This window comes from Micromonospora sp. NPDC003776 (assembly GCF_053605645.1).
Window position 1 is genome coordinate 1 of record NZ_JBSGJR010000193.1, and the last position, 10923, is coordinate 10923.

13 protein-coding genes are annotated in these 10923 nt (G+C 71.6%); 8 read left to right on the forward strand and 5 right to left on the reverse strand.

Annotation, left to right across the window (positions count from 1 at the left end):
* The coding region (locus ACWEVO_RS17385; RefSeq protein ID WP_452308552.1) for a biotin--[acetyl-CoA-carboxylase] ligase at positions 1-651 on the forward strand (651 nt) is incomplete at its 5' end.
* A gap of 78 nt (positions 652-729) precedes the next feature.
* Positions 730-1302, forward strand: a complete 573-nt coding sequence (locus tag ACWEVO_RS17390; protein WP_452308553.1) for a PH domain-containing protein — start codon at positions 730-732, stop codon at positions 1300-1302.
* 113 nt (positions 1303-1415) lie between these two features.
* Here the strand turns inward: ACWEVO_RS17390 and ACWEVO_RS17395 are convergent, their stop codons facing one another.
* Entirely contained in the window at positions 1416-2123 is a 708-nt protein-coding gene (locus ACWEVO_RS17395; protein ID WP_452308554.1) for a GtrA family protein, read from the reverse strand.
* Between the two features lie 63 nt (positions 2124-2186).
* A complete protein-coding gene (locus ACWEVO_RS17400; RefSeq protein WP_452308555.1) occupies positions 2187-2777 on the reverse strand; it encodes a GtrA family protein in 591 nt (196 codons plus the stop codon).
* A gap of 425 nt (positions 2778-3202) precedes the next feature.
* On the opposite strand from ACWEVO_RS17400, the gene ACWEVO_RS17405 reads away from it, so the two are divergent.
* The 4 genes from ACWEVO_RS17405 to ACWEVO_RS17420 are packed head-to-tail and all read left to right on the forward strand — an operon-like array spanning position 3203 to position 8012.
* Positions 3203-5044: a phosphoenolpyruvate carboxykinase (GTP) gene (locus ACWEVO_RS17405; protein WP_452308556.1), complete on the forward strand. Its 1842-nt coding sequence runs from the start codon at positions 3203-3205 to the stop codon at positions 5042-5044.
* Positions 5045-5083: 39 nt separating this feature from the next.
* A complete protein-coding gene (locus ACWEVO_RS17410) occupies positions 5084-5950 on the forward strand; it encodes a hypothetical protein (RefSeq protein WP_452308557.1) in 867 nt (288 codons plus the stop codon).
* Positions 5951-6010: 60 nt separating this feature from the next.
* A complete protein-coding gene (locus ACWEVO_RS17415; protein WP_452308558.1) occupies positions 6011-7210 on the forward strand; it encodes a geranylgeranyl reductase family protein in 1200 nt (399 codons plus the stop codon).
* 31 nt (positions 7211-7241) lie between these two features.
* Positions 7242-8012: an isoprenyl transferase gene (locus tag ACWEVO_RS17420; RefSeq protein ID WP_452308559.1), complete on the forward strand. Its 771-nt coding sequence runs from the start codon at positions 7242-7244 to the stop codon at positions 8010-8012.
* Between the two features lie 135 nt (positions 8013-8147).
* Here the strand turns inward: ACWEVO_RS17420 and otsB are convergent, their stop codons facing one another.
* From otsB to ACWEVO_RS17435, 3 genes are all read right to left on the reverse strand, one after another.
* Positions 8148-8972: a trehalose-phosphatase gene (gene otsB / locus ACWEVO_RS17425; RefSeq protein ID WP_452308560.1), complete on the reverse strand. Its 825-nt coding sequence runs from the start codon at positions 8970-8972 to the stop codon at positions 8148-8150.
* Between the two features lie 69 nt (positions 8973-9041).
* Entirely contained in the window at positions 9042-9395 is a 354-nt protein-coding gene (locus ACWEVO_RS17430; protein ID WP_452308561.1) for a hypothetical protein, read from the reverse strand.
* A 179-nt stretch (positions 9396-9574) separates the two neighbouring features.
* The gene (locus ACWEVO_RS17435; protein WP_452308562.1) at positions 9575-10015 is read right to left on the reverse strand and encodes a helix-turn-helix domain-containing protein; all 441 of its coding nucleotides are present in this window, start codon (positions 10013-10015) and stop codon (positions 9575-9577) included.
* 264 nt (positions 10016-10279) lie between these two features.
* On the opposite strand from ACWEVO_RS17435, the gene ACWEVO_RS17440 reads away from it, so the two are divergent.
* Complete coding sequence (locus tag ACWEVO_RS17440) at positions 10280-10621, forward strand: hypothetical protein (protein WP_452308563.1); 342 nt, start codon at positions 10280-10282, stop codon at positions 10619-10621.
* Positions 10618-10923, forward strand: a 306-nt coding sequence (locus ACWEVO_RS17445) for a hypothetical protein (protein WP_452308564.1), incomplete at its 3' end; no start/stop codon positions are given. The genes ACWEVO_RS17440 and ACWEVO_RS17445, both read left to right, overlap by 4 nt.

Genomic DNA, 10923 nt, shown 5'->3' on the forward strand with positions numbered 1-10923 from the left:
TGGCAGTCGCCGCCGCGGGCCGGCATCGCGACCAGCGTCCTGCTCCGCCCCGGTGACGCCGTCGCCGAGCGCGGCTGGTCCCCCGTGCCACCCCAGGGGTACGGCTGGCTGCCGCTGCTCGCCGGAGTCGCCCTGGTCGAGGCGGTGGCCCGGCTCGCCGAGCTGGACGCCCGCCTGAAGTGGCCCAACGACCTGCTGATCGACGGCGCGAAGTGCGCCGGCGTGCTCGCCGAGGCGGTGCCGGGCGACGGTTCGGCCCAGCCGCCCGCGATCGTGGTCGGAATCGGCCTCAACGTCACCCTCCGCGCCGACGAGCTGCCGGCGAACCCGACCGGGCTGCCGGCGACCTCGCTCCAGCTGGCGGGGGCCGCCGCCACCGACCGGGACCCGCTGCTGCGCGCGCTGCTCCGCGCCCTCGCCGACTGGTACGACCGGTGGCGCTCGGCCGGCGGCGACGCGGTGGCCAGCGGGCTGCGCGACGCGTACGTGGTGGCCTGCGCGACGGTGGGCCGGCCGGTCCGGGTGCTGCTGCCCGACGGCCGGGAGGTGCGCGGCACCGCCACCGGGGTGGACGAGGACGGGCAGCTCCAGGTCGACGCGCCGGAGGGCCCGTTGCGCCTCGCCGCCGGCGACGTGCTGCATCTGCGCTGAGCACCCTCCGCGCGGCCGATCCCGCGGGATGCGCCGACCGGTTACGGTCAGCGCGTCCTGTTCTGCGAGGAGGTTCCCGTGGCGTTCCCCGAAGACGTGCTCACCGAGGACGAGCATGTCGTGCTGCACCTGCACCCGCACTGGAAGGCCCTGCTCAGGCCGATCCTGGTGCTGGTGCTCGCCATCGCGGCGGTGGTCGCGGGCTGGGTCCTGTTGCCCGAGGGCGACGGCGGCACCATCGCGCTGTACGTGATCGCGGTGCTCGGCCTGGTGCTGGTCTTCTGGCTGGGTCTGTGGCCGTTCCTGGTCTGGCGGACCACCCACTACCTCTTCACCAACGAGCGGGTGCTGCTCCAGGAGGGCGTCTTCTCCCGCAACCGCCGGGACCTGCCGCTGACCCGGATCAACGACCACTCCATGCACCAGAAGTTCGTCGAGCGGTTGCTCGGCTGCGGCACCCTGACCATCGAGTCGGCGGGTGAGCGGGGCCAGTCGGTGCTCACCGACGTGCCGCACGTGGACAAGGTCCAGACGAAGCTCTACGAGCTGGTCGAGGCCCACCACGACAAGCACAGCCTGGGCGACGGCGAGATGCGCGAGATCCTGGCCGACATGCGCGAGGGCAAACCCCTCCGCGACCCCTCCGCCTGACCCGCCCCCTTCGTGTGTTGATCAAGGAGTTTGCGTCGGGACCGGCTCGGAAACCAGACGCAAGCTCCTTGATCACCGGCTCGGGTCGCCCCGGTCCGGGGGCGGGTTAGCGGTTAGCGGCGGGGGAGGTGGCGCGGGGTGGGTTGGAGCTGGGCGGTCAGGTCGGCGCCGAGGCCGGCGTCGGCCGCGGCCGGGCGACCCTGCGGTGGGGCGTAGTCGGGGCGCAGGTCGGGCGTCCGGCGCACCGGGGTGGTTCGCTCGCCCGGCCGGGGTTCGGTCTCCTCCAACTCGCTGACCGACTCGGCCAGCTCCGCCACCGGGTCCATCTCCCCCACGTTGTCCCACTCGTCCCGGGGAATGGCATGCCAGGTCTCCGCGGCGTGCTGCGGGACCGGCTGGAAGACGAAGGTCCGGTACGACCAGAACCGGAACAGGGTGGCCAGCAGGACACCACCGGTCTTCGCCACGTTCAGCATCAGCAGGCTGGTCACGCCCAGGCCGTACTTCGCCGCTGCCAGCACCCCGAGCTCGATGACCAGGCCGGTCGCGTTGAACAGGAAAAACAGGGCATATTCGCGCTTAAGTGCCGAACTCGGCCGGTCCCGGTACGTCCAGTGGCGATTCATCAGATACGACGTGATCGTCGCCACGATGGTCGCGATGACCGTCGCCTTCAGTTGGCCGTTTTGGAAAACCGTGAGTGCCAGCGCATTGAACACCGCGTAATTGATGACGGTGTTGATGCCGCCGACGATGCCGAATTTGAGCGCCTCGTGGACGAACTTCTGCCAGCGCTCGGGCAGCAGGCGGACAAGAGGCATGCGGAACACCTTAGGGCAGCGGGCAGGGCCGACTCGGCCCGGCGGGACGGGATGGGCGGTAGGTCACGCCCCGGACTCTCGGTCGTTGCTCGTTCCCGGAACGGGGGGTGTTCCCGCCTCCACGAAAACGAACCGCCGGTACGACCAGAATCGGAACAGCGTCCCGAGGCCCGTGCCGACGATGAAGCTGGCGATGTTGTCCGCCAGCGGGGTCTGGAACACCGCCGGCCAGATGGCGCCCAGGCCGTAGCGGCTGATCGCCAGGCAGGCGACGGCGATGCCCAGGCCCACTGCGTTGAAGAAGAAGAAGAGCGCGTACTCCCGGGCCGGGTGGGCGCGCTGGCGGTGCCGCCAGGTCCAGAACCGGTTGCCGAGGAACGCCACGGTCGCCGCGACGACCGTGGAGATGGTCTTCGCCGCCAGCGGTGGTACGTGCCGGGCGCTGGCCAGGTAGTTGAAGAGCGCCAGGTCGATGAGGAACGCGAACCCGCCCACCGTGGCGAACTTGCTCAGTTCGCGGACCAGGTGCCCGAACCGGTCGACGAGCGCGCCGAGCGGACCCGGACGGGTGTGCGGAGACCCTGTCCGGTCCCGGGTCATCGTCGCGGCCACCCGCCGAGAGTACCGGTTCCGGACACATGGGAGCGGTAACAAGCAAGGACTGGGACCGCGCTCGCCCGGCGGCCGCCGGCGGTCCACGCCGGCCGACCGCTGCTGCCGATCTCCGTGAGCGGAGCGTAACCCCCTGTCGTGGAATTGTGGACGGGATCACAGAATCGTCGTTCGTGCACGCGCGCGTGCTTCCACGGATGGTGCACCCGCGGACGGTCGGCGCCGTCGGGACTCGTCGAAGGTTCTCCGCAAGATTTGCGTGAAACTGCGCGCGAAAGCGGGTAAGAGATCGCGATGCCGCAGCGTGGCCGCACCTTGTGCAGTTCTTCACAACCAGTCCCACTGACTCGCGAGGCAGCCCGGTTTACGCTGAGCCCAATCCCAGGTTTCCACGAAGGCGACGCACTCGCTCGCCAGAACTCGTGCATCCCATACATCGGTCAGCGTCGACCACAAGGAGATGTGACATGGTTGCTCCGGCTACTGTTCGGGGTATCGATCAGGCCCCGACGTCCCACCCCAAACTGCTCGCCTGGGTACGTGAGGTCGCGGAACTGACCACCCCCGATCGGGTGGTCTGGGTGGACGGGTCCGATGAGGAGTGGCGCCGCCTCACCGACGAGCTCGTCGAGAGCGGCACCCTGATCCGGCTGAACCCTGAGAAGAAGCCCAACTCGTTCTACGCGCGGACCGACCCGACGGACGTCGCCCGGGTCGAGGAGCGCACCTTCATCTGCTCCGTCGACGAGGCGGACGCCGGCCCCACCAACAACTGGATGGCGCCGGCCGAGATGAAGCGGACGATGACGGACCTGTACCGCGGCTCCATGCGCGGGCGCACCATGTACGTCATCCCCTTCTGCATGGGCCCCGTCGAGGCCGAGAACCCCATGTTCGGCGTCGAGATCACCGACAGCCCGTACGTGGTCGCCTCGATGCGGATCATGACCCGGATGGGCTCGAAGGTCCTGGAGGCGATGGGTGACGACGCCGACTTCGTGCACGCGCTCCACTCGATCGGCGCCCCGCTCGCTCCCGGCCAGCAGGACGTGGCGTGGCCGTGCAACGACACCAAGTACATCTCGCACTTCCCGGAGACCCGGGAGATCTGGTCGTACGGCTCGGGCTACGGCGGCAACTCGCTGCTGGGCAAGAAGTGCTACTCGCTGCGCATCGCCAGTGTGATGGGGCGCGACGAGGGCTGGCTCGCCGAGCACATGCTGATCCTCAAGATCACCTCGCCGGAGGGCAAGGTCTACCACGTCGCCGGCGCCTTCCCGTCGGCCTGCGGCAAGACCAACCTGGCCATGCTGGAGCCGACCATCCCGGGCTGGAAGGTCGAGACCATCGGTGACGACATCGCCTGGATGCGGTTCGGCCCGGACGGCCGCCTCTACGCGGTCAACCCCGAGTACGGCCTCTTCGGCGTCGCGCCGGGCACCGACTGGAAGACCAACGCCAACGCGATGCGGACCCTGGACCGCGGCAACTCCATTTTCACCAACGTGGCCCTCACCGACGACGGCGACATCTGGTGGGAGGGCATGGGCGAGCCGCCGGCCCACCTGATCGACTGGAAGGGCAACGACTGGACGCCGGAGAGCGACAGCCTCTCCTCGCACGCGAACAGCCGGTTCTGCACCCCGATCACCCAGTGCCCGATCCTGGCCGACGACTACTACGACCCGAACGGCGTGCCGATCGACGCAATCCTGTTCGGCGGGCGCCGGCGGGACACCGTACCGCTGGTCACCGAGGCCCGCGACTGGGTGCACGGCGTCTACATGGGCGCCACGCTCTCCTCGGAGACCACCGCGGCCGCGTCGGGCGCGGTCGGCGTGGTGCGCCGCGACCCGATGGCCATGCTGCCGTTCATCGGCTACAACGCCGGTGACTACTTCCGGCACTGGATCGAGATGGGCAAGGGCGCGGACGGCGACGAGTCCAAGCTGCCCAAGATCTACTACGTGAACTGGTTCCGCAAGGACCCCGAGGGCAGCTTCCTCTGGCCGGGCTTCGGGGAGAACTCCCGGGTGCTCAAGTGGATCATCGAGCGGATCGAGGGCCGCGCCGAGGCCGTCGAGACCCCGATCGGCATGGTCCCCGCCCAGGACGCGCTCGACGTCGAGGGCCTGGACATGACGCCGGAGGACGTCCGGATCGCCCTCAAGGTCGACCCGGAGGAGTGGCGCAACGAGCTGCCGCTGGTCAGCGAGTGGTTCGAGAAGTTCGGGGACAAGCTCCCCGGCGTCCTCTGGGCCGAGCTGGACGCGCTGCGCGCCCGGCTCGACGCGGAGCCGCAGAAGTAGAGGTGTGACGGTTGCCCGCACCGGGCAACACCGGATCCCATGAGGACGGCCGCCGAACCTGTCGAGGTCCGGCGGCCGTCCGCCGTCCGGGCGCTGACCACCCTGCTCGCCGGCACGGCGGCGGCCACCGTCGTGGTCGAGCTGCTCAACTACTGGTACGCCCCGGAGCAGGAGTTCGGCCTGGCCGTACGCACCGGCTGGGCGATGCTCCGCTCGCTCGGTTTCCTGGTGCTGATCGGGCACGTCAACCGGGGTCGGGTGGCGGCGAAACCGTTCGGGCTGATCCTCGCGGTCACCACGGTCTTCGCGGTCGGGCGGCTGGTCGTACCCCGGTCGGGGGTGCCGCCGCTGCCCGGCCTGCTCGGCTTCGGCGTGCTCACCGCGCTCTGCGTCTCCGTGGTGGTGCTGCTCTACCGGTCGGACGCGGTCGGTGGCCACCTGGTCCGGCACCGCAAGGGCCTGGTCGTCGAGAACGGCGTGATCTCCTGGCGGGAGGTGACCCCGAAACGCGGGCCGGTCACCGGCTGGCTGCTCACCGCCCGGGTCGCCGCGTTCACCTACAGCCCGCTGATGCTGGTGCCCGCGCTGGTCGCCGGCGGATCCATCCTCGACGGCCGGCTCAGCGCCGTGCCGGCGGTGCTGTTCTGGTTCGCCGCCGGTATCGCGGTCAGCTGGCTGGTGCTGTTCTGCACCGAGTTCGTGGTGCGGGGTCGGACCTGGGCCCGCCGGCTGCTGGTCCTCATCACCCTCGGCACGCTCGCCGTCGATCTGCCCCTCTGCTGGTGGCTCCTCGGCCTGGACGGCCTGATCCGCGACGGCGGCCCCCTGCTGGCCGCCGCCCTCCTCTGCCTCTGGTCCCTCCACCGCGCCGGCCGCACCACCACCCCGGCGTCCCCGCCCCGTTGATCAAGGGTTTCGCGTCCGGAATCGGGGCGCTGCCCGACCCGAACCCCTTGATCAACACCGATGGGTGGGGCGCGGCGGCCGGGGTCGACGTCCGGCGCGGGGGAGGATGGCGGGGTGGTGGACGAGTACGACGTGGTCGTCGTCGGAGCTGGGCCTGCCGGCGCGGCGGCGGCGCTCGGCGCTCGGCGTGCGGGGGCGCCGCGGGTGCTGCTGCTCGACCGGTACGACTTCCCCCGAGACAAGGCGTGCGGGGACGGCATCGCCGCGCACGCGCTGGACGTCCTCGCCGAGCTCGGGGTGACCGGGGCGGTCGACGGCTACCGCCCGCTGCCCGCGTTGCGCCTGGTAGGCCCGGGCGGGGGCACGGTGGCCCGCGCGTTGCCCCGGCCCGCGTACACGGTGCCCCGGCGGGTGTTCGACGCCCGCCTCGTCGCGGCGGCGGTCGCCGCCGGCGCGGAGCTGCGCCGGCACGCCGTACGCCGGGTGGAGGTACGACCCGACCAGGTGGTGCTCGACGGGGAACTGGCCGCGAAGGCGGTGGTCGGGGCCGACGGCGCGGGCTCGGTGCTGCGCCGGGCGCTGGGGCACCCGGTCAACCCGGACCGGCACCTCGCGCTCGCCATCCGGGGCTACGCCCCGGCGCTCCCCGGCCCGCCGGAGCAGCTCATCATCACCTCGTCGCCGCGCTGGCCGGCGTACGCCTGGTCCTTCCCGATCGGCGATGGCCGGGCGAACATCGGGTACGGGGAGGTGCTGCGCGGCGAGCCGCTGAGCCGGGCCCACCTGCTGGACCGGCTGGCCGCCCTGCTTCCGGGCACCGACCCGGCCACGGTGACCGACCTGCGGGCCCACCACCTGCCGCTGTCCACCCATCGCCCGGCACCGGGCCGGGGTCGGGTGGTGCTGGCCGGCGACGCGCTCTCCCTGATCAATCCCTTCACCGGCGAGGGGATCTTCTACGCGCTGCGCTCCGGGGCACTGGCCGGCGCGGCCGCCGCCGGCAGCCCGGAGCGGGCCGCCCGCCGGTACGCCGACAGCCTGCGCCGCCGCCTCGGCACGCACCTGCGGCACAGCTCGGCCGCGGCCTGGCTGGCCCGGCGGCGCTGGGTGGTGGACGGGGCGGTCCGGGCGGCCCGCCGGGACGAGCGGGTCTACCGGACGGTGGTGGAGCTGGGGCTGGGTGACGGACGTCTCGACGCCCGCACCCTGGCGATGATCGGAATCGGCATCCCGGCGCGCGATGCGCCACCGCAGCACTGATCTTCCACGCGGGTCGCTACCCTGCAAGGTGATGACTCTGCGGAAACTCCTCTACTCCGTGTACGAGCGCCGGCTCACGGCGAAGCTCGCGGGCAGGCCGGTGCCCCGGCACGTCGGCGTGATGTGCGACGGCAACCGTAGATGGGCCCGGGAGATGGGCTTCGTCGATCCGAACGACGGCCACCGGATGGGCGCCGAGCGGATCAAGGAGCTGCTGCGCTGGTGCGACGCGGCGGGCGTCGGACACGTCACGCTCTGGCTGCTCTCCACCGACAACCTCTCCCGGCCGGCCGCCGAGCTGGACCCGCTGCTCCAGATCATCGAGGACCTCACCACCGAGCTGGCAGAGGAGGGCAACCCCTGGCGGCTGCGGATGGTCGGCGCGCTCGACGTGCTGCCCGCGCAGCACGCGGCCGCGCTCAAGGCCGCCGAGGAGCGCACCCGCGACCGCAGCGGCGGGGCCCAGGTCAACATCGCCGTCGGGTACGGCGGCCGGCGCGAGATCGCCGACGCGGTCCGCTCGCTGCTGCTGGAGCACGCCGCGGCCGGTGGCACCATCGAGGAGCTGGCCAACTCGATCGATGTCGACCACATCTCGGAGCACCTCTACACCAAGGGCCTGCCGGACCCGGACCTGATCATCCGGACCAGCGGCGAGCAGCGCCTCTCCGGCTTCATGCTCTGGCAGAGCGCCCACTCGGAGTTCTACTTCTGCGAGCTCAACTGGCCGGACTTCCGCCGCGTCGACTTTCTCCGCGCCCTCCGCTCCTACGCCACCCGCCAACGCCGCTTCGGCGCCTGACCGTCGGCGTCCCGCGGGTCCAGGCGCCGATCATGGGCTTGTGGGGCCTGACACGCCCCTTGTGTCCCCTTTGTTCACCGCCACAACTCCATGATCAACGGGGCGGGCAGGGCGGGGCGGGGCGGGAACCGTGGGTCAGGGGAGGTGGGGGAGGGCGGTGGTGAGGAAGTCGGCCAGGGCGGCGGGGGAGTCGAGGGTGAGGTCGGCGGCGTCGGCCACCTCGTGACCGGTCTCCGGGTTGGCGACCGCCACGCAGACCCCGAGGAAGTCCGGGTCGGCGGCGGCCCGGGCGCGCAGCGCCGCGAAGGCCTTGATGTCGGAGACGTCGTCACCGAAGTACCAGGCGCCGCCGGCGTCCCGGATCACCTCGCCGATGACCATGCCCTTGTCCCGGTCGACCGGGGGCTTGAGCTCCAGCACCATCCGCCCGGCCTGGCAGCGCAACCCGAGCCGCTCGGCCCGCTGCCGGCCCCACTCCTGCACCAGGTCGCCGAGCTGGGGGGCGGTGCGCCAGTGCAGCGCGACCGAGAGCCGCTTGAACTCCACCAGGGCCCCGGGCGGCAGCTCGGCCCGTGCCTGCTCGGCCAGCTCCGCCATGGTGGGCACCCAGGGCAGCGCGGCCGGTTCGGTGACCGTCTCGCCGCCGGAGTGGCTGTGCTCCAGGCCGTAGAGCCCGTAGAGGTCGATGCCGGCGAGGCCGCCGAGCTGGTCGCGGAGGAAGTCCACCGGGCGGGCCGAGACGATGGCGATCCGGCGTACGTGGGGGGCGAGCGCCTCCAGCGCGGCCAGCACCCTGGGCGCCGGCTGGACCGCGGTCGGGTCGACGTCGACCGGCGCCAGCGTGCCGTCGAAGTCGAAGAAGAACACCACGTCGGCGGCGCGGGCGGCGGTGGCGCGCCACGCGTGGTCGGCGTCCAACGGGGTCTTCGGCTGCTGGTTGCCCAGATTCAACGGCGGCACGCGCGTCAGCGTACCCCGGGCACCGTGGCGTATTCGTGGCCGAGATGTGACGTCCGGCGGGGGCTCGGATCAGCGTTCGGCGGCTCCCCGCCCCCGGCGCCCGAACGGCACCACGGCCGCGTCCTGACCGTGGCTGAGCAGGTAGCCCTCCACGAAGCCGGTGTTCCGGTCGCCGGTGTGCGCCTCGATCTCGTTGAGCCGCGCCACCAGGAACTCGGTGAGCGCGCTGACCCGGTCGTTGAGCCGGTCGTGCAGCTCGGCGACGACGGCGAGAACCACCGCGGTGCCGGCCGTGGTGAGGGCGAAGAGGTTGACGATCAGGGGAAGCTGCCCGCCGTTCAGTACGCCGACCACCACGTTGCCGGTCACGCACGATGTCACCGACACCACCGCGACCACGACTGACAACCATTTCAGGGTCATGGACAGACCCCTCCTTCTGTCCCGCAGGGCTGAGTTCGGCTTTGTCCCGTCCCCCCGCCGATGACGAGCCCCGAGCAGTACAAGCAGGGACGCTAGCGCGTCCGGTCCGGGCCCGTAGGGGATCGATCGGATTCGTCCTGCCGTTCTTTCGCCATTTGCGGAACTGTCCGGCGGGTCGCCTATCCGGCCTGTCTGCCTCGTTTTCCCGCATCAGCAGGGAGTGTCGGGCGGTAAGCGAGGTAGCGAATGGTCTCTCGGATGTGGAACTTCTCCGCGTCGGACACGTGGGGATCCACCAGCCGGCGCAGCAGCGCCTCGACGTCCGGGTCCATCGGGGGCGGGGCCGGGGCGGTACGCGGCGCGGCGGCCCGGTTCCAGCCGAGCGCGGCGAACGCCGCGGCCGGATTGAGGCCGAGCCCCTCGCAGAAGGCGACCACCCGTTCGACCTCGGGATCGCTGGCCCAGTCGCCGCGTACCCAGCGGTTGATGGTCTGCCGGGAGACGCCGGTGCGCCGGGAGACCTCGGTGCCGCTCCAGGCCCGCATGGCTCGCGCGTCGTCCAGGGCGCGGCGGACGAAGGTGGCGAAGGCGATCTTCCGTGCGTTGGCCGTCTCGGTCACCCCGTGACCGTACGACCAGTCGCCGTTTGCGGGGTGGCCCGGCACGCTGCTGTCACGCGGACGTGACGGCGGCCTCGGCTTCCCGGTAAACGAGTCTGTGCTCTTTTCGAGGGGTGCCACCCGGGCAGAATAGATGGACGCCAGTACGGCGGTAAACAGACGAAAAGCTGATACTGTCACGCTCATGAGACAACTTACGGTGTGTCACGTGCCTGAGACGATTAGTGCTCACATGCGTCACGCCGCGGGTGCCGAGGGGGCCTCGTGACCGAACTCGCGACCCGCGCCCAGGCGTTCGGCCTGATCGCGGACGGAGTGGCCGCCGGCCTCAGCGCCCCGTGGCGTCTCTACCTCGCCCGGGGCTGCCGGTACCTGTCGCTTAGCGTCGGGGACCGGGCCGAGTGGAACGCGTGGCGTACCCACCTCGGCTGCCCCGAACTGAGCGTCCGGGTCTACGACGCGGGCGGCGAGATCCGCCGGGCCTCGGTCGCCGAGGTGATGCTGGACGGCTGCCGGATCAGCGTCGAGCTGGTCGAGGAGGTCAGCACCGACGACCTGGAGCGGCTGCTGGTGATCGACCCCCTCACCGAGCCGGAGGAGCGATGAGCCCGTTCCTCGCCGTCCTCCTCGTGCTCGTGCTGAGCTCGACCTGCTACGCCGCCGGCCGCCTGCACGGCCAGCTCAGTTACCGGATCGGCTACCGGTTCGGCTACCGCCAGGGCTACTTCGACGGCGACCGGGGCGCCTGGAACCGGCGCCGCCGCGACGCGCAGGCCGCGATCGCCTCGGCGCTGTCCCGCCCCGCCCCGGCGACGGTGACGACCCCGGCGACCCGGGGCGCCACGCCCTTCGCCGGCACCGCCGTGCCGGCCGCGGTCGCCGCCCGGCCGGTCTCCGGCGGCCCGTCC

What these genes read in the sequence shown, in the direction of transcription:
- ACWEVO_RS17395 (WP_452308554.1), bottom strand. Translation starts at nt 2,123, where the DNA reads ATGCCTCTTGTCCGCCTGCTGCCCGAGCGCTGGCAGAAGTTCGTCCAC.
- ACWEVO_RS17405 (WP_452308556.1), top strand. Translation starts at nt 3,203, where the DNA reads ATGGTTGCTCCGGCTACTGTTCGGGGTATCGATCAGGCCCCGACGTCC.
- ACWEVO_RS17410 (WP_452308557.1), top strand. Translation starts at nt 5,084, where the DNA reads ATGAGGACGGCCGCCGAACCTGTCGAGGTCCGGCGGCCGTCCGCCGTC.
- ACWEVO_RS17415 (WP_452308558.1), top strand. Translation starts at nt 6,011, where the DNA reads ATGGGTGGGGCGCGGCGGCCGGGGTCGACGTCCGGCGCGGGGGAGGAT.
- ACWEVO_RS17420 (WP_452308559.1), top strand. Translation starts at nt 7,242, where the DNA reads ATGACTCTGCGGAAACTCCTCTACTCCGTGTACGAGCGCCGGCTCACG.
- ACWEVO_RS17430 (WP_452308561.1), bottom strand. Translation starts at nt 9,395, where the DNA reads ATGACCCTGAAATGGTTGTCAGTCGTGGTCGCGGTGGTGTCGGTGACA.